The organism is Paraburkholderia sp. BR14320, from assembly GCF_040948665.1.
GTDB lineage: Bacteria > Pseudomonadota > Gammaproteobacteria > Burkholderiales > Burkholderiaceae > Paraburkholderia > Paraburkholderia youngii.
On the sequence record NZ_JBFPKG010000061.1, the window covers coordinates 1 to 23,159 of the forward strand.

At 63.9% G+C, this 23,159-nt stretch carries 12 protein-coding genes and 2 pseudogenes; 6 read left to right on the top strand and 8 right to left on the bottom strand.

Going from position 1 to position 23,159, the window contains the following annotated elements; all coding sequences use genetic code 11:
* The 3 genes from AB3X89_RS34015 to AB3X89_RS34025 all read left to right on the top strand — a co-directional run.
* Positions 1–270, top strand: a 270-nt coding sequence (locus AB3X89_RS34015; protein ID WP_368587178.1) for an FUSC family protein, incomplete at its 5' end; no start/stop codon positions are given.
* Positions 260–460, top strand: coding sequence for a DUF1656 domain-containing protein (locus tag AB3X89_RS34020; protein ID WP_013089944.1), 201 nt, complete (start codon positions 260–262; stop codon positions 458–460). The genes AB3X89_RS34015 and AB3X89_RS34020, both read left to right, overlap by 11 nt.
* A 13-nt stretch (positions 461–473) precedes the next feature.
* A complete protein-coding gene (locus AB3X89_RS34025; protein ID WP_368587179.1) occupies positions 474–1,373 on the top strand; it encodes an efflux RND transporter periplasmic adaptor subunit in 900 nt (299 codons plus the stop codon).
* A 114-nt stretch (positions 1,374–1,487) separates the two neighbouring features.
* Here AB3X89_RS34025 and AB3X89_RS34030 read toward each other — a convergent pair whose 3' ends face one another.
* Complete coding sequence (locus AB3X89_RS34030) at positions 1,488–2,309, bottom strand: ankyrin repeat domain-containing protein (protein WP_368587180.1); 822 nt, start codon at positions 2,307–2,309, stop codon at positions 1,488–1,490.
* Positions 2,310–2,314: 5 nt separating this feature from the next.
* Entirely contained in the window at positions 2,315–3,640 is a 1,326-nt protein-coding gene (locus AB3X89_RS34035; protein ID WP_368587181.1) for a hypothetical protein, read from the bottom strand.
* A 102-nt stretch (positions 3,641–3,742) separates the two neighbouring features.
* Between AB3X89_RS34035 and AB3X89_RS34040 the strand changes: the two are divergent.
* Positions 3,743–4,067: pseudogene (locus AB3X89_RS34040) on the top strand (hypothetical protein); the annotation flags it as partial.
* Here the strand turns inward: AB3X89_RS34040 and AB3X89_RS34045 are convergent.
* Positions 4,022–5,623, bottom strand: a complete 1,602-nt coding sequence (locus AB3X89_RS34045; RefSeq protein ID WP_368587182.1) for a methyl-accepting chemotaxis protein — start codon at positions 5,621–5,623, stop codon at positions 4,022–4,024. The pseudogene AB3X89_RS34040 and the gene AB3X89_RS34045 overlap by 46 nt on opposite strands.
* Before the next feature lie 475 nt (positions 5,624–6,098).
* Here AB3X89_RS34045 and AB3X89_RS34050 point away from each other — a divergent pair, with 475 nt between their 5' ends.
* Entirely contained in the window at positions 6,099–7,364 is a 1,266-nt protein-coding gene (locus tag AB3X89_RS34050) for an MFS transporter (protein WP_368587183.1), read from the top strand.
* A gap of 121 nt (positions 7,365–7,485) precedes the next feature.
* On the opposite strand, the gene AB3X89_RS34055 is transcribed toward AB3X89_RS34050, so the two are convergent.
* From AB3X89_RS34055 to AB3X89_RS34065, 3 genes are all read right to left on the bottom strand, one after another.
* On the bottom strand, positions 7,486–9,243 hold the full coding sequence (locus AB3X89_RS34055) for a ShlB/FhaC/HecB family hemolysin secretion/activation protein (protein WP_368587184.1): 1,758 nt from the start codon (positions 9,241–9,243) through the stop codon (positions 7,486–7,488).
* A gap of 90 nt (positions 9,244–9,333) precedes the next feature.
* Positions 9,334–9,603, bottom strand: a complete 270-nt coding sequence (locus tag AB3X89_RS34060) for a hypothetical protein (RefSeq protein WP_368587185.1) — start codon at positions 9,601–9,603, stop codon at positions 9,334–9,336.
* Positions 9,600–17,831: a hemagglutinin repeat-containing protein gene (locus tag AB3X89_RS34065; RefSeq protein WP_368587186.1), complete on the bottom strand. Its 8,232-nt coding sequence runs from the start codon at positions 17,829–17,831 to the stop codon at positions 9,600–9,602. Before AB3X89_RS34065 ends, AB3X89_RS34060 begins: the two co-directional genes overlap by 4 nt.
* A 262-nt stretch (positions 17,832–18,093) precedes the next feature.
* On the opposite strand from AB3X89_RS34065, the pseudogene AB3X89_RS34070 reads away from it, so the two are divergent.
* Positions 18,094–19,997: pseudogene (locus tag AB3X89_RS34070) on the top strand (propionate--CoA ligase).
* Between the two features lie 12 nt (positions 19,998–20,009).
* Here the strand turns inward: AB3X89_RS34070 and AB3X89_RS34075 are convergent.
* Together AB3X89_RS34075 and AB3X89_RS34080 are read right to left on the bottom strand one after the other, a co-directional pair.
* Positions 20,010–20,804 (bottom strand): 5'-methylthioadenosine/adenosylhomocysteine nucleosidase, encoded by a 795-nt coding sequence (locus tag AB3X89_RS34075; protein WP_368587187.1) that lies wholly within the window; start codon positions 20,802–20,804, stop codon positions 20,010–20,012.
* Positions 20,801–23,158: a UvrD-helicase domain-containing protein gene (locus AB3X89_RS34080; protein ID WP_368587188.1), complete on the bottom strand. Its 2,358-nt coding sequence runs from the start codon at positions 23,156–23,158 to the stop codon at positions 20,801–20,803. Before AB3X89_RS34080 ends, AB3X89_RS34075 begins: the two co-directional genes overlap by 4 nt.
* Position 23,159: the final 1 nt, after the last annotated feature.

Consider the following 23,159-nt stretch of genomic DNA (forward strand, 5'->3'; position numbering starts at 1 on the left):
CTGCGCGATGCGCTCGCGGCGCTGTTCGAGCGGCCGCGGGAGCGGCACTTCGAACGCGCGCTCGCGGCGACCGCCGATGCGATCGCTCAAGTGCAGCAGCTGATGGCCGGCTTTACGCCATCGCGCGAAGAACGCCATCAACTGCTGCGCATTCTCAGTCAACTGCATTTCATCCGTACCGCGCTGCTCGATCCGCAGTCGCCGCTCGCCTCGGCGATCGGCGCGCGCGCGCACATCTCAGAAGAAGAAGGAGCTCCTCATGCCGCGTGATATCGCCGTGCTCGATGCCTATGTGCCGGCCATTCTGCTGCTGTTCATCGCGGGCGCCGCGCTGACCTGGCTACTCGATCGCGTGATCGCCTATACGGGCCTGTATCGCGTGGTGTGGCATCCCTCCCTGTTCCGGGCGAGTTTGCTCGTGTCCGTGTGCGGCCTTCTCGGCCTCGCCGTTTATCGTTGATCAGAGTCGAAACATGACCATCCGAAATCTTGTGGGCTTCATCGCGACAGCCGTCATTTTCATCGTCGCGATCCTGATTGGCCGCGTGCTGTGGGTCCATTACATGGACGAACCGTGGACGCGCGACGGCCGCGTACGCGCCGAGATCGTCAACGTCGCGCCGGACGTGTCGGGCGCGATCGTCGATCTGCCGGTCAAGGACAACCAGTTCGTGAAGAAGGGCGACCTGCTGATGCAGATCGATCCGTCGCACTACCAGATCGCGGTCGAGCAGGCGCAGGCCGCGGTTGCCGCGCGCAAGGCCGAATTGCAGATGAAGCGCGACGACGCGCAACGGCGTGCGGACATGGATTCGCAGGTGGTGTCGAAGGAAAGCCGCGAAAACGCGACGCATACCGCGTCCGCCGCCGGTGCCGCCTATCAGCAGGCGCTCGCCGCGCTCGACGCCGCGAAGCTGAACCTCGAGCGCACGCGCGTCGTGTCGCCGGTCGATGGCTATGTGACGAACCTCTCGGTGTTCCGCGGCGACTATGCGACCGCCGGCGCGGCGAAGCTCGCGATCGTCGATAGTCATTCGTTCTGGGTGTATGGCTATTTCGAGGAAACCAAGCTGCCGCACGTGCGCATCGGCGATCAGGCCGAAGTGCGGCTGATGAGCGGCGGCACGCTGCAAGGCCATGTGGAGAGCATCTCGCGCGGCATCTACGACCGCGACAATCCGCAAAGCCACGAGCTGCTCGCGGACGTGAATCCGACCTTCAACTGGGTGCGCCTCGCGCAGCGCGTGCCGGTGCGTGTGAAGATCGACTCGGTGCCGGCCGATGTGATGCTGGCGGCGGGCACGACCTGCACGGTGGTCGTGCGGCCGGGGACGGGGTCCGGGTCTCACTCCCCGTCGGTCAATGCGAGCTGATGACCGCGCCGCTTTTTATAGTCGGAACTGCCTCATCGTCGCCTTCAGCCCTATCCGCCTTGTCGAGTGCGAGGCGGTTATGAACTTCTAACCTCTCGCCAGCGTGAAGCGGCGTCAAGGCAGCGGAAGCTTGCTGTCATCGAGCCGGCGCGGAGGATTGGCTCCCCAACGTGCCCGTATCTGCGCCGGTGTCTCCGGGGGCCATTTCACGCCCATCCTGATGATGCGGTCCCGGATTTGGACCAGCTTCCTGTATGCCGGTGAATCAGGTGCGGAGGCGTTTCTGTTGATGTCATGTGAAAGCGCGAATGGGAACGATACGCCGTTGATGTTGTAAGTGGACGGGTTTGCGCCGTGATCGAGAAGGTAGTCGATCTGATCGAGCGCGTTGTTCATTAATGCTTCAAATAGCACTGAATTGCGCAACGAATCGCGCCGGTTCAGATCCGCGCCACGCTCCACCAGCAGCTTGAGTGAGGCGGATGTCGACTCTCCTGCAACAAAGAAAATTAATGGATCTCCCTTGTAGACCAAATTAGGATCAACGCCCCCGTCCAGCATCGCGCTCAGGAATTCCGGGTGGGAGCTGTTGAGCAGGACCCCGAGGGGGCTGCCAAAATCCGGTACGGCCTGCAAGGGATCAGCCCCGGCCCTCACCACCTCCGACGCAACCGCAAGCCGATGCGGGTCGCGCTGCAATGCTTCCTGAAACGCAAAAAACAGCATCGTCATGTTCTTGCGTCCCGGCGTGTTCAGATCGGTCTTTGGTGCCAGCCGCCGGACCTGCTCCATGTCACCTCGCTCGATGGCCTGCGCCAGTTCGAGTTGCGGGCCGCTAAAAAAATCAATGGCGGGAAATTTTTTCATTGCATGAACCGCAGAAGATAGCGCCAGTAACAGCGCCGGCAGGATAAGGATTCGGCTGAGTGTTTTCATCGCTTTCAGCCTCGCTCTGACAATGTTTCAAGTACGGTGATGTCCTCCGCCTTCTGCTGCTCGATGCCGTCAATTGCCTGCGTGATGAAGTGGCGCGACAGGGGTGAGCCGCTGCCATGCAGCGGATAGGGAGTACCGGCTGCACCTGATAGGGGCGTCCACGTCTGTACCACGGTCAGAATGTCGCCATTCACATGGTAGGCATTGGTGTTCGATGGCGTGACCTGGCCGCCGTAGTGTTCGACCGTCTTCGGGTGCAGACCGGCGGCGTTGAAGCTCCAGCAGTCCTTGCCGCTGGCCAAAGAAGCGGCAGAACACAGACCGCCACCTAGCGAGTGACCTGTGATGTCGATAGGTTCTGTTGAGAAGGCTAGATTTTTACCTAGATTGACAGCCCTCTTGTAATAGGGTGATTGCATATCCACGCTCTGGTTAAAGTTGTTCGACCAGTCGCTCAGGCTCGTCATTTCGGTTCCCTTGAAGGCGAGTGTCGGATTCATGTCGGCACCGAAGATCGCCGCATCCGGTTCGTAGAGCTGCGCCCTGAAGTTCGCGCCTTCGATTTCCAGGTCTATTGGCTTCAAGCCGTACTGCCGTAGAAATCCCCTATCCCCGCTGCGGTTCGCCCACCCTTCCGGCACCGGCCCGGACGGCTCGTAGACATGATCGGAGAGTCTGGCCTTCTCCACCGCGACATTGTTGCGCGCGAGCCGTTCAGCCGCCGCCCGCACGCGCCCGGACATGGCCGCATTGCCCGTCGCAATCAGCGCCTTGCGCGTCTGCCACCGCTGCGCCTTGGTCAGTGCCTGCGGTATCTCGATGTGTGGCGGTGTCACCCTGGCTGCGCGCGCAGCGGTTAACTGGGCTTGCCAGGTGGCCGGATCATACTCGACGGACCGAATGGGTTCGCCGTCCGGATGACTGCCGGTCCTCGCAACGGGATTCCTCAGCGGCGCGCTGCGGTAAGGTGACGGAAACAGGCCATTACGCGGACCTCTAATGGCAAGCAGTTTGCCCCGGCGAACCTCTTCGAGAAGAGCAACGATGACCCACCATCCATCGGTGTCGGGGTTACGGTACCGCGCGCTATGGAAAAACAGCCAGCTACTCTTCTGGATGCGCCTGACCAGCTTCCGGTCGTCCTCCCACTTCCTGTGATTCAGTGCGGCAATCTCGAGAAACTCCCGGGTCTCCGCCCTGGCCCTCTGACGGACTGCGGCCTTGCCAAGGCACGCTTTATAGTGCCACTCGTCACAGATGACGTAACAGGCACCCGGTGGCCGCTGACAGAACAGCTCCACGGAGTGCATCTCAAATACGGACAGGGACATAGGTGTGTCGTTGGTCTATCTGAAGTCGCTGCCGGAGTTGACAGCAGTCAGATAATTACCGTGCGACAGGCAGTCCGTACATGGGCGACCGCCCAAAATCGGCTTTCGATGAACCTCGCGGTGTTCGGCTGCGACTATGCGACCGCCGACGCCGCGGAGCTCGCGATCGTCGATAGTCACTCGTTCTGGGTGTATGGCTATTTCGAGGAAGCCAGGCTGCCGCACGTGCGCGTCAGCGATCGGGCCGAAGTGCCTCGCGCAACGCGTGCCTGTGCGCGTGAAGATCGACTCGATGCCGGCCGATCTGATGCTGGCGGCGGGCACGACCTGCACGGTGGTCGTGCGGCCGGGAACGGGTTCCGGCTCCCACCGCGCCGGTTTTTACAGCCGGAACTGCCCCACCATCGCCTTCAGCCCGCGCGCCTGATCGTCGAGCGAGCGCGCCGCGGCGGTGGCCTCCTCCACCAGCGCGGCGTTCTGCTGCGTGCCCGCGTCCATCTGCGTGACCGCGAGATTGATCGCCTCGATACCGGCGCTCTGCTCGGACGACGCCGCCGAAATCTCGCCGATGATGTCGGTTACGCGCTTCACGGCCTTGACGACTTCGTCCATCGTCTGACCGGCGTCCGCGGCGAGCGTCGAGCCATTGCCGACGCGCTCGACCGACGTCTGGATCAAGCCTTTGATCTCTTTCGCGGCCGCAGCGCTCCGTTGCGCCAGATTGCGCACTTCCGCCGCCACCACCGAAAAGCCGCGCCCCTCCTCGCCCGCGCGCGCCGCTTCGACGGCCGCGTTCAGCGCGAGGATGTTGGTCTGGAACGCGATCCCCTCGATCACGCCGATGATGTCGCCGATGCTGCGCGCGCTGTCGTTGATGTCGTTCATCGTCGCGACCACGCGGCTGACGACCGCGCCGCCCTGCTCGGCGATCTCCGACGCGTTGTTCGCGAGCGCGCTCGCCTGCTTCGCGTTGTCGGCGTTCTGACGGACCGTCGACGTCAGCTGTTCCATGCTGCTCGCGGTGCGCTCGAGCGCGAGCGCCTGCTGCTCGGTGCGTTGCGACAGGTCCAGGTTGCCCATCGAAATCTGGCCGGACGCGGTCGCGATCGCATCGGCGCTCGATGCGATGTCGGCGACCGTCGTCGCGAGTCCGCTTTGCATGTCGGACAGCGCGAACAGCATGCTCGAACGGTCCTTGCCGCCGAGCGCGATGCGATTCGACAGATCGCCCGCGGCGATGCGGCGCGCGATTTCCTTCGCGTACGCGGGCTCGCCGCCGAGCTGCGCGGTGAGCCGCCGCACGACCCACGCCGCGATGCCGAACGCGAGCACGATCAGTGCGAGCGTCATCACCGCGATCATCACGAACGACGACTGGTAGATGAAGCCGGACGCGTCGATCGTCGCCTTCGCGGCGGTGCCGCGCTGGGCGACGAGTTCGTCGACGAGCTTTTCGAGCTTGCCGGTTTCGACGAGCAGCGACACGTCCTGCGTGCCGACCTGCCAGTTCATCTGCGACAGATCGAGCGGCTGCGCTTTCACGAGCGTGACGAAGTCGCGCAGATGGGTGCTCCAGGTCCCGATCGCCGCAGCGAACGCCTTCTGCGCGGCGACCGCCTTCGCGTCGGACGGATCGACGTACTGCTGCAGCGTGCGCAGTTGCTCGTTCAGACCGGCGAGGCCGCGCTCGATGTCGGCGCCGAGTTCGTCGCGCTCCTTCGCGGTGGTCGCGGTCAGCAGCATCTTTTGCGCGCGGCTCGCGCGCAGCATGTGACCGCGCGCTTCCTCGGCGGCGCGGCTCGCGACGTGGCCCTGGTCGTAGATCGATTGCGTGGACGCGTTCAGCCGGCCGATCTGCAGCAGCGAAAACACGCCGATCAGCAGCGTGCCGGCGAGCAGGATCGCGAACGCGATCCGCAGCGTCGCCTTGACCGACAGGCCGTTGAACTTCGTTGCCGCCGCGCTCTGTGCCACTGCTTCCATAGTCCCCCACCCCATGTGTCGACGCGCCGGAAAGATCGGTTCCGGCGTCCCCGCTTGTCTCTCCGGGTCTACGGCAGCCTGCCGCGCGATCTTGAATGTCGCGCGATCAGACGGCGGCGGGTCGTGCGCCGCCGGCCGCTCCCGGTCCCATGTCCGACGCGCCGCTTCGTGAGCCACGCATTCGCGAGCGCTTTATACCGCAGACAAAAACCCGCCAAAAATGCGTTGACAACGCGGAGCAGACGATTCGCCTTTCCCAGCCGAAAGCGAAGTCATCCTGCCCCGTGTCCGATTCGCGACAAAACTTGTCCTTACAATTCGCTCCGGCCACATTAAACTTCGGCTGAATAGTCAAAGCGCCGGTTGCCGCGACCAAACGACGCAGCAGTTGGCGGAACGCGCCTAGAAGCGCGCTGCCGCACCGGTTCCAGCGCCGATTTTTTCTCCCATTTGCCTGATCTTCTTCTACTCGCGTATGGAAACGAGCCTCGACAAAAGCGCCCTCGCCGGCGCATCCGCCACGGGGGCGAGCGCGTCCCCGGTCGCCGCCGCGCCGGCGGCCGCCAAAGTGCAGCGCACGGTGTATTCCGTGCTCGGTGCAATCAGCTTTTCGCACCTGCTCAACGACATGATCCAGTCGCTGATCCTCGCCATCTACCCGATGTTCAAGGACAACTTCTCGTTGTCGTTCGGGCAGATCGGTCTGATCACGCTGACCTACCAGATCACCGCGTCGCTGCTGCAGCCGCTCGTCGGCAGCTATACCGACAAGCATCCGAAGCCGTACTCGCTGCCGGTCGGCATGGGCTTCACGCTTGCCGGCCTGCTGCTGATGTCGGTTGCGCCGAACTTCAGCGTGCTGCTGGTCGCCGCGGCGCTGGTCGGCTGCGGGTCGTCGGTGTTTCATCCGGAGTCGTCGCGGGTCGCGCGGATGGCCTCGGGCGGCCGTCACGGTCTCGCGCAGTCGCTGTTCCAGGTTGGCGGTAATGCGGGTTCGTCGCTCGGGCCGCTGCTGGCCGCGCTGATCGTGATTCCGCATGGCCAGCGCAGCATCGCGTGGTTCTCGGCGGCGGCGCTCGTCGCGATCGTCGTGCTCACGCAGATCGGCCGCTGGTACAAGCGGCATCCGTCGGTCAGGAAAGCGCGCGGCCAGGCGGCGCATGCGGCGCTGCCGCGTAACAAGATCATCCTCGCGATGAGCGTGCTGGTGTTGCTGGTGTTCTCCAAGTACTTCTACCTCGCGAGCCTCAACAGCTATTTCACGTTCTATCTGATCGACAAGTTCCATCTGTCGGTGCAGGCCGCGCAGATTCATCTGTTCGTGTTCCTCGCGGCAGTCGCGGCGGGGACGGTGATCGGCGGGCCGATTGGCGACAGGATCGGGCGCAAGTATGTGATCTGGGTGTCGATTCTTGGCGTCGCGCCTTTCACGCTGCTGCTGCCGTATGCGAATCTGTTCTGGACAGGGGTGCTGACTGTTGTGATCGGGGTGGTGCTCGCTTCTGCGTTCTCGGCGATTCTTGTTTATGCGCAGGAGTTGATTCCTGGGAAGGTGGGGATGGTGGCGGGGTTGTTCTTTGGTTTTGCCTTTGGGTTGGGCGGCGTTGGCGCCGCGGTGCTGGGGCAATTGGCAGACGCTACCAGTATTGGGTTTGTTTATAAGGTTTGTTCGTTTTTGCCGTTGATTGGGGTGCTCACTGTTTTGTTGCCGGATGTTGAAGAGAAGCGGGTGAAGGGGTGATATCGCTGCGGGATGGGGCTTTTTTCGTTGTTCTGGTTTCTTTGGCTTTTCCTTGCTGACTTGTCGGTCTATTAGCGTTGCCCCGCGTTGCGGCGACCGCGGAAACGGCGCAGGCGGTCTGTCAGAACTGCCCCGTCACCTGGAATCCGAGCGTCACGCGCGCAGTTGGAAAGCCCGACGGTTTATAGATCGGCGTACCTGCAAACAGGTCATAGGCGAGCGCACCGAGCTTTGCCGATGCGCTGCCGCGCGCACCGATCACCGCGCCCGCGAGTTGAGTACCGGCGAGAAACGCGGCGTTGGGGCCGAACACGCGGCCGTAGTCGATACCGGCATACACAGACTGGCCGGTCGAGCCGATCGATAACTGAAGCTCATTGCGCCAGAAGAAACCGCACTCGGCCGCGAGCATCGTTTCGCCGTCGAAGCCGCGCACCGTGTAGCGGCTGCCAATGGTCAGGTCATCGATATAGTTGAGCGTGTTGTTGGTGAACTGGCCGTGAACGGTTGTGACGTAGCGTAGCGGCTGGTTCGCGATCTGCAACGGCACCGACAGGTTCGCGTCGAGCACAGCCATGCGGAAGCGGTAAGTCGGACCATTCTCGTAAAAGTCTGCTGTCGCCCCAAGTCCGCCCACACCCTGACGGTACGCGAGACTGCCGTCGAACTGCGACGCGCCGAAGTAATGACGGTCAGTTAGCCCCGCCTCGATGAAGGTGTTGTTGCGATGCTGCTGCGGAATATCGGTATCTTCGATGAAGCTCTCGCCAAAGCGCTTCGTCAGCCGGAACTGCACGCCGAGTACGTTGTTCTGGCTGCGCATGAGGACACGCGCCAGTTTGAAATCGACCGTCTGCGAATTGCCGCTCGACACGAAAGTCGTGTTGACGCCCGCGATCTGCTGGTAGTACGTGTTCGTATAGGCTGACAGCGTGCCGGTCCAATAGCCCCACGGAACGGAATAGAAGCCGTTCCAGCCGTGCGAACCGAGACCTTTGTCACCAAATTCGAGGTCCTGACTCACGCCGACGTTGAAAACGTCGTTCAGCCCGAGCGGATTGTCGATGCCAAGGCTCAGGTTGCCTTGCAGCTTGCCGGTGGCCCGCGTGCCCGAGTTGTCCACCGAGGCGACGACTGTCCACGGCTTCGCGCGCTTTACCGTGACGACAATGTCGCTTTCGCCGGGTACATCAGTCGGCTCGATTTTCATGTCCACGTCCTGACTGCTGACGCGCTTCATCTGTTCGAGTCCCTGTTCGAGGTCGCGCAGGTTCAGCAGGTCACCCTCGCGGGCCGGGAAGGCGGTTTTCCACGTGCCGCGCGTGGCAGGTTCGGCGAAGCGGATCGCACGCACGACACCCGGCACCAGTGCGAACTTCAGCGTGCCAGTAGAGAGGTCCTGCTCGGGCAGCAGCACGCGCGTGGTGATGTAGCCCCGGCTCAGGATGACTTGTTGCAGTCCCTTCGTGAGCATGTCGAGTCCTGCCTTGCCCACGCATTGCGCCCTGTAGTGGTCGAGCCATTCGCGGGCGAACGCGAAGCGGTCGAGCGGCAACGCGGATGCGCCTTGCGAGCGCACGGCGTCAGGTAGCGTCGCTGGCACGTCAAGCACGAACGAGTCAATGCGGAAGCACGGCGTTTCAGGCGGCAGGTCTGGCCAGCCAGAGGCGCGCTCAACCGTCGAGCGCACCGAAGGCGCATTAACCGTCGCTTCGCGTTCCTGTGCATTGCGTTGCTGCTCGACCTGCTGGTTCTGCTCGGCGTTGGCGCGTGCCGCTGCTGCTTTATCCGCCGGTGTGGGCGTCGGCGTCTGCTGCGCGTGCGCGAGCGTTATCAGGGCTGTAAGCGGCAATGCCGCCAGCCTCTTTGAGACTTTCATTACTAAATTGGTCCTCGATTCTGCGAGTGGTGCTTTGATCACCCGTGTAACGTCAAAGGCCCATTGCCAGCAGTCCCTTGTACGTTGAACTTAGCCCTTAGATAAATCCATCAGCTGGTTTGCGATGTTTCGCGTGTGTGCCTCATCACCGTCAAGACAAATGCGCTCAACTTCAATCCACCGGAGATAGGTGTACAGTTCCTCAACTGTCTTGTGTTCTCGTAGCATCCGACTAACGTACGGAACATATGAGTCGTATTCGTCGTCTGCTTCCTGAAAGTCAGCAATCCCAATTGGATCCCATTCGTTAAGTAGGATTTTCTTCACGTCCAAATCAAGGCCAACGAAGGTCTTTTTCATTTTCCAGGTGCTCCGGGGATTACTGTTACAACCAATCCTGTTTTAGAGTTCGTAACAACTCTAAGGTTGTTCGCTGCATCATAGTATCCTGTCGTTCCCTCTCGGGTAGGATAGGTGACACCGTTCTCGATCGTGTTCTTCACCGCCGAGGGCGGAACACCTCGACCTTGCATTTGATCTATCGAATGACCTGAGTAGTCCAACCCGTTGATAGTTGTTGGCGCGTTTGTGCCGCGCGGCACATTCATCGGACTACCGTTCATTCCTGTGGGTGTACTCGGACTTTTGGCAGCGTCGCCGCCATCGTTCAGCGTTGCATTATCGGGCACATACCCAGGCAGACCGGGGACAGCGTTCAGCACCTGTCCCGCGCCATTCGCCAGCACCATCCCCGGACTAGCAGCGGGCGGCACGCCACCACCCATGCCAATGATCGCACTCAGGCCGTTCGCAATGCCTTGCAGTGCGAGGGAGAACAGGGACGGCGATTTCTTACCAGGGTCGCCCGTCAATGCACGTTCATCATCCATCGACTGGTTGTACAGTTGCACGTTCGACGCCATCGCCGCGCCCGCTGTACCGCCGACCGCAGCGCCAGCTACGCCCGCGGCGATGTTGGCCGCGAGATTGCCGATCAGGTCCGATCCCGTCGCTGACGCTACACCCTTCGAGATATCGTTCAGCGAACCGGCCATCTTCGACGCCACGCCCGCGCCAGCAGCACCGCCAATCGTACTGAACGCGCTACCGCCACCGAGCCCACCAATCAGCGCACCGCCCGCAACGTGCAGTCCGGCGCGCGAATCGCCGCCTTCCTTCCAGTTGTTGTAGTCAGCCGCTGCTGCGGCCATGCCTTCGCTGTCGCCGCGATCGGACGCGGCCTTGTAGGCTGCCGCCGCTTCGTCGCGCTTCATGTCCGCGTACGCGCCGATACCTTGCGACACCGCCTGACCCGCCGCCTGCGCGGCCTGCATCGTGTCGGCCTGCTGCGACAGGATAGCGTTCACGTCCGGCGTATTCGCAACTGTGCCGTTCGTATTCGTCGTGTCGCGCGACAGGTTCGCCACGTCCTGAGTCTGGCCGGCGCTGTTCGTCACGTTGATCGTGCCCGCGCTGATCGCGCTGCGCGTCGTTGCGCTCTCGTCGCCGCTTTCGTTCTGCGAAATCATCGGCGACACGCCCGGATGGCCGCTCACCGAACCGGGGCCAACCGCCTTGCCGGTGTTACCACCGAAGCCCACGCCCGCACCGATACCGTTGCTGTTGGCGCTGTAGTGCGACTGGTTCCGGATATCGCTGAACGTGAGCGTGCCGGTTGTCAGACTGTTGTTCGACGCGTCGGCCGTGCTCGATATCACTCCGCCCGTCAGGTCCGTGTTGCCCTTGACGTTGATGTTGAACCCGCCATCTCCCGCATTGATGCCAGCCTGTTCATTGACGCCCGCGTAGTTCGAACCGGCATGGCCGTTCTGCGCGCTGAAGCTGGCGCTGCCGCCGCCCTGGCTGATCGTGAACCCGCCGCCCGTGCTGCTCTGGTGCGCGGCGCTGTTCGTCACATCCTGCACACTCACGATATTCAGGTTGCCGCCCACGTCGGCCGCGATCTGCTTGCCGTGGATCTGCGAGCCGATGATGTTCGTGTCGCCGCCCGATATCACCGTGACGCTGTTCGCGCCGTTCACATGTGACGCGTTCTGGATCGACGCGTCGCTATTCGCGTCGCCATGTGCGTTCGACATCGCAGCCGAGACGCCAAAGCCGCCGCCCAGCGTGTACTGCACGCCAACACTCGCGCTGCTGGAACTGTTTGAGCTACGCGTCGAATCGGTGTCGGTCGTGTTGATGACGTTCACCTCGTTTTTCGCCGCCAGAATGACATCGTTCGCGCTGATGTTCGACCCGGCAATGGTCAGGTCGCCGTTCGTCGCGATGAATCCCGCCGTGCCGCCTGCCTGCACGCTGGAGCCACGCTGCATTGTCTGAGCTTCCGACGACTGGCTTTCGCTCTTGCTGGACCCGATGCTGACCTTGATGCCGATGTCGGGCTTGCCACCATCGGCCAGGGTTTTCGCCCCCATGCCCGCTATCGCCACATCGCCCGCCGCCGCAATGCTGTGCAGCGCAGCCGCACGGTCGTTGCCCGTGCTGGCCGAATTCTTCGCGGCCTGACTTTCCGAATACGCGTTGTTGATCGCATCGCCGACCGAACCCGCCAGACCAATCGTGAGGCCGCTGCTGCTGGTCTTCTGCGTCTGCGCCTGGTGCGAGGTATCGGTGGCCGCATCGATGATGACGTTCGCCGCCGTTCCAGCGAGGTTCCCGCCCGCGACAAGATCGCTGCCGGTAACGTGCAGGGTGTTACCCGCCTGGATCGACAGGTCGCCGTTCAGCGAGCCGACCGTGCTCGCGTTGTTCGTGACACCCGATGCCTCACTGGTCGTCGCGAGCTTGCTGGTGCCGACCGTCACGCTCAGGCCGCTCGTTCCCAGGCCCGTGCGCTTCTCCTGGTAACTGCTGGACGACTGCATGGTGTCCTGCGTCGTCGTGATATTCACGTCATGCGCAGCACTGAGCGCGACATCGTTCGTGCCGACAATCGTGCTGCCTTTCACATTGATGTCGTTACCGCTGGCGATGGTCACGGCGTCTGCGGAAACCAGGCTGCCCTGCGAGAGCGTGGCGGTGGTGTTGCCCGAACTCGCCACTTCCTTGCCGCTCACGATAGTGCTGTGGCTGTGCTGTTCCTGCGAATTGTCGACATAGGTTGCGGTGGCCGCACCGATATTCACATTGTTCGCTGCCGCCAGCGTCGCCGTCCCCTGGTCGAGACTGATCGTGCTGCCGATGAGGTTGAGATCGTGGCCCGATGCGACGGTCAGTGAATCTCCGGCATGGAGCGTCGTCCCTGTCAGGGTATCGGCTGAGGTATGCTGCGACGCTGAGTAGCTGACGTGGCTATCGCTACCGGAACTGCTGCTGTCGACAGTCGAGGTCGCCTTCGCCGCCTGGAGCGTGACGTCGCCGTTCGCCGCAACCGTCCCGCCACCGCCCAGGTTGATATCAGCGCCCGTCGCGCTCAGGTTGCCGCCCACGCCGATCTGCGAGACGCCGCCGACGTTAATCGAACTGCCTGTCGTCTGGTTGATGCTGGTGTTCGACACGCCGTTCGCGCCCGCGACCACCTTATGCTCGCCGGTCTGCACCGAGCCGATATCGTAGTTCCCGCCCACGGCCATGCCGAGGTTGCCGCCCACGGTCAGGTTGCCCGCGTTCTGCTCGATGTTGCCGCCCGTGACGATGACCGCATCGCCCGCCACGTTCAGGTTCGCGATGGGGCCAAGCGTGGTCCTGGTGCGTGTCGCGCCAGTTGCGCTGACCTGATCAATGGTCTTGACCGCCGTGTTCAGCAACAGGTCGCCGCCCGTGTTCAGCGCGAGGCTGCCCGCATTCACCGTGGCCGAGGTCAGGTCCACATTGCCAGTGGTCGCCAGCGACATCAGGCCGCCGCTTTGCAGCTTGCCGAACGCGTTGTCGATCTGCTGGCCCTGGATCGACAGCGTATTGCCTGCCTGCATCGTGCCGCTATTCGTGAACGTCTGCGTGTTGCGCAGATCGATGTCGGTCGCCGCGATCAGCGGACCGTTCATGTCCTGCTGGCTGGCCTTCGCGAGATAGACGACCGGCACGAGTACCGGCTGCCCGTTGACGGTCTCGGTCTGCATGATGATGACGTTGGTCGTGAGCACGGCCACCTGCTCAGCCGACAGGCTCATGCCGAACGGCAGATCGAGCGACTTCGACAGTGACGCACCCGCGTCGAGCATCGCCTGATACATCGACTGAAGGTCGGTGTACGGGCCGAGTACCGCGTTGCCAGTGAGCGACGTAATCTGGTTCCGGACCAGTTGCAGTTCGTAGAATCCGTCGCCCAGGCGCTTTTCCGTCGTCTGCGGATTCAGGCCAAGCTGTTGCAGGTAGTAGTCGCTCGATATGAACGACTTCTGGTTCGTGAACGCCGGGTTGGTCTCGATCAGGTAGGTTGCACCCGGTGAGGTGGCGGGGCTGAACAGCCCGCCCTGGGGAATCGAGAGGTTTTGCAGCACGTTCTGCGCAGTCGCATTGGCGATGACCGGATTGACCAGACCACCGCCGCTGACTGCGCCAACAGTCACGCCGCCCAGCGACTGGCCGGGGGCAAGACCGGGCGATGGGATACCTGCATTGCCCGCCGTGTTATCGATGTTCACGCCCGTGCCGGAAAGCGTGCTGCCCGCGACAAACGTCGATTCGTAGCTCGGCAGCGCGTAGGTGCGGATGTCAGCCGGCGCGACCTGGTAGCCGCCTGGATTGGAGGTCACGAACGTCGCGTTGCCGAACGGCAACTGCCAGTTGTGTTCGGTGTTGTCGTAATTGTTGTAGTGATACTGGCCTGAATAGGTTACCTGCACGCCGGGCGCAAGTTGCCCGCGCCAGCTATTCTGGTCGAGCGTCACGGGCGCGGCGATGTTGCCGACGGCCGCGACCGCGCTCCAGTAGTTCTGGAATAGCCCCACTTTCGACGCATCCAGGTTGCCGCCCGCCATGATCTGCGCCTGCGGGCTGATGGAGGCGATCAGGTTCGCCACCGCCACGCCCGTGTAAGTCGTGTACTGGTAGCCGCTATTCCACTGGCCGCCGTGCGGCGGGATCGTGTACACACCGCCAATCATGGTCAGGAATGCCGGGTTATCCGGCTGGGAGATGGCCCAGCCTATGTCCTGACCGGAGCAGGCGGCCATGTCGACCGCCGTGCAGCCCGACAGGCTGATGCCGAGCTGCGCGAGCAGGGCCGGATCGACCGACTGGTTAAGACCCGTCGTGGTCATCGTCGTGCGCGTGTTCGTCACCTGAGCGGTGTGCAGTTCCATGTTGCCGGCCGACTCGATCAGCGCCGACTGGTTGCGGATCAGGTTCGCGCTGGTATAACTGCCGTCCGCGTTTTTTCCACCCGCCAGCACCATCTTGCCAAGACCGTATATCGCGGTGGTCGCCTGCGTGTCGGTCGTCGTGGTGTCGTCGCGGTTCTCGATATCGGGTGCGAGCAGTTCGAGCGTTCCGTTACTGTCCGTCGCACCGATCAGCGCGGTCGGCCCGACGTTCGTGATCGATTGCGTGGCGTTCAGCGAGACGCTGCCGCCGACCATCACGCCCGTATTTTCCAGCGTGTTCGAATGCGCCGCGAGCGTGCTGCCCGCCATCATGACTCCGCTGTTCCGGACATCGGCGGCATGGACGTTCAGGTTGTTCGCCGCCTCAACCAGCGCGCGATTGCTGAACGTGCCCGGCAGGGTAAAGGACAGGTCATGACCGGCGTTGAAATGCACATCGGGCGTCGGCGCGAAATCGCCCTGAACGCTCACTGCCACGTCATAAGCCGCGCTGTACGTACCACCGCCCGTCAGCGTCGCGGCATTCACGGACAGATCATGCGTCGCGCCAATCTGGCCGTTCGCGTTCGTCACCGCGCCGGTCGTCGTGATGGCAACGTCGCCGGTCGAGCCCGCAAAACTGCCGATCCTGCCGCCGCTGTTGTCGACGGTAGCCGCCTGAACCGCGAGGCTCGCGCCGCTCAGTTGACCACCCTGGGTATTGGAGAGCGATGACGTGTCAACGGCCACATGACCGTTACCCGTCATGACACCGCCACTGTTGACGATCTGGCTGCCACCCTGCACGGTCGCATCGCCCGTGCCGAGGTTGCTGATGAGACCGTTCGTATTGTCGATCGACGCAGCCTGAACGCCGAGCGTGCTCGCATCGCCCGCCGCGCCCGTGCCCGACTGGATCTGTCCGTTCGTATTCGTCAGCGCGCCGCCACTGGCGAGCGAGAGGGACGCGAGCGAGCGCATCGCGCCCTGCGTATTGTTGATATCGCCTGCGATGCTCGCCGCGATATTGCCCTGGGCGGCGAACACGCCCGTCGCGTTGTTCAGGCTCCCGGCCTGCGCGGCGATCTGACCGGCAGTGATGATCGTTCCGTCAACGTTCGAGATTGACCCGGCTCCGTTACCCGGCGCAATCGTCAGCGTGCCGGTACCCGCATGCGTAATCGTGCCGCCGTCGTTGTCGAACGCGGCCGGTGCAAGGGTCAGGTCCGTGCTGTTGGTCTGGAGTGTGCCGCCTGCCGAGTTGTCGAGCGTACCGGTCACGTCGAGCGTCGTCGCGCCGGTTCCGGTCTGCGTGATCGTGCCGCCGTGGTTGACGAGATTCGTTCCTTGCAGCGCGATCTGATTCGCGCTGATCGCGCCCGCGCTGTTGTCGATCGTCGTGGCGCTTGCGCTCGCCAGCTGGCCGGCTGCGATTGTGCCGGAACTGGTCAGCACCGTGCCCGCCGAGACGGTCGTGTTGCCGTTGGCGGCCAGGATGCCGCCGTTGAATAGCGTCTGCACGGCGCGGGCGATCAGCGACTGCACTGCCGTGATCGAGCCCGCGTTGGCAAGCTGGCCGGCCTGCGCGGTCACGCTCCCGTTGCCGCCGATGGTGCCGCCAGCGCCGTTGTTCAGCAGGCCCGTCGTAAAGACGCTCAGGCCATCGCCATTGAGTGAGGCGATGTGACCTGCCGTATTGTCGAGGCTGCCTGCGTTCGCCGTTAGCGCCCCCGCCGCCTGCATCGTGCCGCCCGCGTTCGACACAGCATCTGTCACGTTAGCCGTCAGCGGACCGCCCGAAACGATCTGGCCGTTGCGGTTCGAGAGTGCGCCAGCCGTGATGGTCTGTGCGCCGCCCGACGACATTGCGCCGTTGTCGTTCGTGAATGTGCCTGCCGCGCGAGCGTCGAGCGTGCCGCCCGCCGTCGTAGTCGCGCCCGACAGGTTCAGGTCACCGCTGTTCGCAGCGAGTGAAAGCGCGCCATTCGCCGAACTGGTCGCGCCCGCGAGATTAATCGCCGCGCCACTCACGCTCGCATTGCCGCCTGCCACATTGCGGCCGGCTGCAGTGACAGCGCCGGATGCGCTTACATTCAGGTCACCCGTCTGCGCGAGCGAGCCGTCGCCGTTCACGCCCGCCGCGAGCGTGCCAGTTGAATTCACGCTGGCGGCGTTGACGGTTGTATTTTGCTGCGCGGCCACCAGGCCGCTGTTCGTGACCGTACCGCTGGCCGAAAGCGTCGCGCTTTGCTGCGCGTAGGTCGTGCCGCTGTTCTGGATATCGCCAGCGGTGGCGGCAAGATTGCCGCTCGCGCTGGTCTTGCCGGTGAGGGACAGCAGGCCATCCGATTGCAGCGTCAGGTCGCCCGCCTGCGCGGCGATCACGCCCTGGTTCGAAACACCTACGCCGTACTCATTGCTCGCCAGAAAAATACGCCCGCTGTACATGCCGCCCAGCTGGCTCACATCGATCGAGACGGCCGGTGCAGGTCCGTCGCCTGCAATCGGCGTGAATGCCAGTGAGTCGTGACCGATCTGGTTTGCACCGGCGATAACATTCAGGTTTTTCCCCGCGTACACCTCCGCATTGATCTGCACCGCTCGGGCCAGCAGGTCAACCTGGTCCACAGTCGAGCCGTCGAGTCCCGCTCCCTGCACGGTGATGTTGCCGCGAGTCACATTAAAACCGGTGAGCGAACCATCCGGGGCAAAGTTCGGCGTGCCTGTCGTCAGAATGGCGCGCGAGGTATTCAGAAAGCCGCCGCCGTTCACCGAAATGCCGGAGCCGTTAGCTATCACCACCTCTGCGCGTTGCCCCGCAACCTCGAGCATGCCGTTGATCTGACTCGCCGCGCTGCTGCTGACCTGGTTCACGATGATGCGCGCAGCCTGGTTCGCCCCCAGATTCGGGTTGCCGTTGATCTGCCCGGCCTGCTGCGTGCCCGTTATCACGGGTGAATTGTTCAGAATCGCGCCTGAACGTGAGACGTCAAATTGCGAATAGGTATTTAGTGATACGCCACCACTCCCCGAGGGCCGGTTCACGTTCACCTGTGGTAGTCCGTTCGCCGTACTGATCACGTTCGGCGCGTTCGCCCCAGAGGGGACGATCTGTGCGTCCGACAGAGCGGGAGCGAATCCGGCGAGTACCAGCACGGCAAAGGCCGCGTGGCGCATCGCGAACTGCGTGGTAAAGACAGGAGTGCAAGGAGTGCGGGTTCCGCCGTCAGCGGCCCGGCCGTGGGCGATGGCGGTTTCTGCAACGGCAACGAGCATGCCCCGGGAGCGGCTGAATACCAGCCGGAAAATGTTCTTATTCATTTTGCGTGACGCTTTTTTGGCTATCTTCCGAAGATAGGCCAGAAATCGCTTCGGGTCTGTCAGGCAATGTTAATGAATGCGCGATGACAACAGACTTTCGAAAATCGGATCGGCCTGATGGACAGCCAGACCAACGAAAGAAAACCGCCCCGCATCCGAGCAATTTCCGGCGCACAATGCCAAGGTGTATCCGCCCGCGCCGCCCCAGGCGCACAACTTGCGTCCACCCCCGTCCACTCCCGCCGCACGAGGATCGCCGCCGATGACCCGCTACCGCGATTTCCACCGCCGCTCGATCGAACACCCCGAAGCCTTCTGGCGCGAAGAAGCCCAGCGCATTCACTGGCACACGCCATTCGGCACCGTGCTCGACCGCTCGAAGCCGCCATTCGCGCGCTGGTTCGTCGGCGGCCGCACAAACCTCTGTCATAACGCGGTCGACCGACATCTGGCCGAGCGCGCACAGCAAAACGCGCTGGTCTACGTATCGACCGAAACCGGCATCGAGCGGCAGTACACTTACGCCGAGCTGTACGCCGAAATCAACCGCATGGCCGCGGTCATGCGTTCGCTCGGCGTGAAGCGCGGCGACGTCGTGCTGATCTATCTGCCGATGATCCCCGAGGCACTGTTCGCGATGCTCGCCTGCGCGCGGCTGGGCGCGATCCACTCGGTCGTGTTCGGCGGCTTCGCGGCGCCGAACCTCGCCGCGCGGATCGACGACGCGAAGCCGGTGCTGATCGTGACCGCCGACGCCGGCGCGCGCGGCGGCAAAGTGGTCGACTACACGCCGCTCGTCGACGAAGCGCTGTCGCGCGCGAAGCACAAGACACCGCACGTGCTGCTGATCGACCGGCAGCTCGCGCCCGAGCGCCTGAACGCGCCCTACCTCGTCGCCTACGAGCCGCTGCGCGAACAGTTCTTCGACGCCCACGTGCCGTGCGAATGGCTCGAATCGAACGAGCCGTCGTACGTGCTTTACACGTCGGGCACGACCGGCAAGCCGAAGGGCGTGCAGCGCGATGTGGGCGGCTATGCGGTCGCGCTCGCGGCATCGATGGATACATCTTTGAGGGCAAGGCCGGCGACACGATGTTCACCGCGTCCGACGTCGGCTGGGTGGTCGGCCACAGCTACATCGTGTACGCGCCGCTGATCGCGGGGCTGACCACGGTGATGTACGAAGGCACGCCGATTCGCCCGGACGGCGGCATCTGGTGGCGCCTCGTCGAACAGCACAAGATCAACCTGATGTTTACCGCGCCGACGGCGATACGCGTGCTGAAGAAGCAGGACCCGGCGCTGATGAAGGCAGCCGATCTGTCGAGCCTGCGCACGCTGTTTCTCGCCGGCGAACCGCTCGACGAACCAACCGCCGAATGGATCTCGACCGCGCTGAACAAGCCGGTGATCGACAACTACTGGCAGACCGAAACCGGCTGGCCGATGCTCGCGATTCCGCGCGGCATCGAGGTACTGCCGACCAAGCTCGGCTCGCCGGGCGTACCGTCGGTCGGCTATAGCCTGACCGTGCGCGACGAGCTGACCGGCGAGCCGTGCGCGCCCGGCGAGAAAGGCGTGCTGACGCTCGACTATCCGCTGCCGCCGGGCTGCATGTCGACGGTGTGGGGCGACGACAAGCGCTTCGTCGGCACCTACTGGTCGAGCGTGCCGAACCAGCAGGTCTATTCGACGTTCGACTGGGGCGTGCAGGACGAGGACGGCTACGTGACGATCCTCGGCCGCACCGACGACGTGATCAACGTCGCGGGCCATCGGCTCGGCACGCGCGAGATCGAGGAGGCGCTGTCGAGCCATGCGGCCGTCGCGGAAGTCGCGGTGGTCGGCGTGACCGATCCGGTCAAGGGTCAGGCGGCGATGGCCTTCGTCGTGCTGCGCGGCGCGCAAAGCGAAGGCGACCCGAGCGAGCGCGCGCGGCTCGCCGCCGAGCTGACGATGACGGTCGACCGCCATCTCGGCTCGATTGCGCGGCCCGCGCGCGTGGTGATGGTATCGATGCTGCCGAAGACGCGCTCCGGCAAGCTATTGCGCCGCGCTATCGCGGCGCTCGCCGAGGGACGCGAGCCCGGAGATCTGCCGACGATCGAAGATCCGGCCGCGCTACAGCAGGTGCGCGACGCGCTCGGCGACGGCACGAAGAAATGAATCGGCGGGCGCTCAGCCCGCGGCGTGCCGCGTGCCCAAAAAGCGCGCGAGGATCGCGTTCGAATACGTGCCCGCGATGCCGGTCAGAAACGACATGAACGATCCGGGCGCGTGATCGTCGGCCGTATCGGAAATCGTGCGCACGACCGCGCACAGCACGCCGTACTCGTAGCAGACCTGCGCGATCGCCGCGCCCTCCATCTCGACCGCGAGCGCGTCGGGCAGCGCGTTGCGCAAAGCCGCGACGGCCGCCGCGCTCGCGACGAACTGATCGCCGCTGACGATCAAGCCGCGATGCACGCGCGGCTCGCGCGTGCCGAACCGGGCGGCGCAGGCCGCGCCTTCTTCGGCGACGAACTGCTCGCATGCGAGCGTGAGACGATCGGCGAGCGCGGCATCGGCGGCAAAGCGCGACATGCCGAGCAGCGGCACCTCGAAGCGCGGAAATAGCGGCGACGCGTCGAGATCGTGCTGCATCAGCGTACTCGCGACGACGATATCGCCGACATGCACATCGACCCCGACCCCACCCGCGACACCGGTGAACACCACGGCTTCGACATCGAACGCGTGAATCAGCGCGCTGACCGTCGCGGCCGCCGCGACCTTGCCGACGCGCGCGAGCGTGACGACACACGGCGTGCCGTGCACGGTGCCGACGTGGTAGTCACGCTGGCCGTACTTGACCGTGCGCACGCCGGACTCGGCGCGCATCGCTTCGATCAGGTCGCCGAGTTCCTGCGGCAACGCGGCCAGAATGCCGAGCGGTCGGCGCGCACCATGGCTGAGGTTCAAGGGCGTGCTCATTCGACCGCCTGCAATTTTGCCACCGCCAGCGCCAGCCACTTTTCGCCGTGCCGCTTGAAGCGGACCTGCGCTTTCGCGTCGGCGCCGTTGCCTTCGAGCGCGGTGATCGTGCCTTCGCCGAACTTCGTGTGGAACACCTGCTGGCCGACGCGGAAGCCCGTTTCGGCCGCGCGTTGCTCGTTCGCGAAGGCCGGCGCCGGCGCAGAAGTCACCGCGGCCGCCGAACCGCCGCCGTAGCCCGGCCGCGCAAACCAGTCGCGCCCGTAGCCGGCGTTGTCCGAGCGACCGCCCCAGCGCGAGCCCGCCTCGACCTTCGGCGTGAGCCACTTCAGCGTTTCCTGCGGCAATTCGTCGAAGAAACGCGAGCGGATGTTGTAGCGGGTCTGACCGTGCAGCATCCGGCTCTGCGCGAACGACAGATACAGCCGCTCCTTCGCGCGCGTGATCGCGACATACATCAGGCGCCGCTCTTCTTCGAGGCCGTCCGCCTCCATCGCGCTGTTCTCGTGCGGGAACAGCCCTTCTTCGAGACCGGTGATGAACACCGCGGTGAATTCGAGCCCTTTTGCCGCGTGCACCGTCATCAGTTGCACCGCTTCCTGGCCGGCCTGCGCCTGGTTGTCGCCCGCTTCGAGCGACGCGTGCGACAGGAAGCCCGCGAGCGGCGTCATCGTGTCGGGGTTTTGCGCGGGATCGGCGATGCCCGGGGCGTCGAGAACCACCGTGTTCGGATCGTCGGTCGCGACCGCGAGTTCGGGCGCGGCGCTGGCGCCCGGGCGCAGCGGGATCGAACGCGCAGGCGTATCGAGCCCGTAGCCTTCCTCGCTGACGAACGCGGCGGCCGCGTTGACGAGTTCCTGCAAGTTCTCGAGCCGTTCCTGGCCTTCGCGCTCGTTCTGATAGAAGTCGGCGAGACCGCTCGCGCGGACCACGTACTCGACGGTCTCCGGCAGGCTCATCTGCTGCATGTCGGCGCGCATCTTGCCGACCAGGTTCGCGAACGCGGCGAGACTCGAGCCCGCCTTGCCAGCGACGTACGGAATCGCCGCGGCCATCGAGCAGTTGTACAGACGCGCCGCGTCGGCGAGCTGTTCGATCGAACGCGCGCCGATGCCGCGGGTCGGGAAATTGACGACGCGGCCGAACGCGGTGTCGTCGTTCGGGTTGTCGATCAGGCGAAGGTACGCGAGCGCGTGCTTGACTTCCTGACGCTCGAAAAAGCGCAGGCCGCCGTACACGCGGTACGCGATGCCCGCATTGACGAGCGTGTGCTCGATCGTGCGCGACTGCGCGTTGCTGCGGTAGAGCACCGCGATCTCGCTGCGCGACAGGCCGTTGTTGATGAGCGCGCGGATCTCTTCGACGATCCAGCCGGCCTCCTGCGAATCGGTCGCCGATTCGTAGACGCGCACCGGTTCGCCGTGGCCTGCGTCGGTGCGCAGATTCTTGCCGAGCCGGCGCGAGTTGTTCGCGATCAGCTGGTTCGCCGCATCGAGAATATGGCCATGCGAGCGATAGTTCTGCTCGAGCTTGATCAGATTGCGCACGTTGAACTCGTGCTCGAAGTCGCGCATGTTGCCGACGTTCGCGCCGCGGAACGCATAGATCGACTGGTCGTCGTCACCGACCGCGAAGATCGCGTTGTGCTGGCCCGCGAGCAGCTTGAGCCACGCGTATTGCAGCTTGTTGGTGTCCTGAAACTCGTCGACGAGGATGTGCCTGAAGCGCGCCTGGTAATGCGCGCGCAGCGGCGGATTATGCGCGAGCAGCTCGTAGCAGCGCAGCAGCAGCTCGGGGAAATCGACGACGCCTTCGCGCTGGCATTGCTGATCGTAGGCTTCGTAGAGCTCGACGAACTTGCGGTTGAAGTTGTCGGTGGCGTCGACGTCTTTGGGGCGCAGGCCCTGCTCTTTCGCGTTGTTGATGAAGTACTGGAGGTTTTTCGCCGGGTACTTTTCGTCGTCGATGTTGAGGCCCTTCATCAGGCGCTTGATCGCCGACAGCTGGTCCGCGGTATCGAGGATCTGGAACGTGGCGGGCAGCCCGGCGTCGCGGTGATGCGCGCGCAGCATCCGGTTGCACAGGCCGTGGAACGTGCCGATCCACATGCCGCGCGTGTCGATCGGCAAGAGCGCCGATAGGCGCGCCATCATTTCGCGGGCGGCTTTGTTGGTGAAGGTCACCGCGAGGACGGTCGCGGGGGACGCGAGGCCTTGCTGGATCAGCCACGCGATGCGGGTGATCAGGACGCGGGTTTTGCCGCTGCCGGCGCCCGCCAGGATCAGGGCGGGCTCGTTCGGGAGCGTTACGGCGGCGTGTTGTTCGGGGTTCAGATTGGAGAGGAGGTCGGGCATT

Excerpts from the sequence above, each read along its gene's own strand:
- AB3X89_RS34080 (WP_368587188.1), bottom strand. The coding sequence starts at position 23,158 with ATGCCCGACCTCCTCTCCAATCTGAACCCCGAACAACACGCCGCCGTA.
- AB3X89_RS34035 (WP_368587181.1), bottom strand. The coding sequence starts at position 3,640 with ATGTCCCTGTCCGTATTTGAGATGCACTCCGTGGAGCTGTTCTGTCAG.
- AB3X89_RS34020 (WP_013089944.1), top strand. The coding sequence starts at position 260 with ATGCCGCGTGATATCGCCGTGCTCGATGCCTATGTGCCGGCCATTCTG.
- AB3X89_RS34055 (WP_368587184.1), bottom strand. The coding sequence starts at position 9,243 with ATGAAAGTCTCAAAGAGGCTGGCGGCATTGCCGCTTACAGCCCTGATA.
- AB3X89_RS34030 (WP_368587180.1), bottom strand. The coding sequence starts at position 2,309 with ATGAAAACACTCAGCCGAATCCTTATCCTGCCGGCGCTGTTACTGGCG.
- AB3X89_RS34060 (WP_368587185.1), bottom strand. The coding sequence starts at position 9,603 with ATGAAAAAGACCTTCGTTGGCCTTGATTTGGACGTGAAGAAAATCCTA.
- AB3X89_RS34045 (WP_368587182.1), bottom strand. The coding sequence starts at position 5,623 with ATGGAAGCAGTGGCACAGAGCGCGGCGGCAACGAAGTTCAACGGCCTG.
- AB3X89_RS34065 (WP_368587186.1), bottom strand. The coding sequence starts at position 17,831 with ATGAATAAGAACATTTTCCGGCTGGTATTCAGCCGCTCCCGGGGCATG.
- AB3X89_RS34025 (WP_368587179.1), top strand. The coding sequence starts at position 474 with ATGACCATCCGAAATCTTGTGGGCTTCATCGCGACAGCCGTCATTTTC.
- AB3X89_RS34075 (WP_368587187.1), bottom strand. The coding sequence starts at position 20,804 with ATGAGCACGCCCTTGAACCTCAGCCATGGTGCGCGCCGACCGCTCGGC.
- AB3X89_RS34050 (WP_368587183.1), top strand. The coding sequence starts at position 6,099 with ATGGAAACGAGCCTCGACAAAAGCGCCCTCGCCGGCGCATCCGCCACG.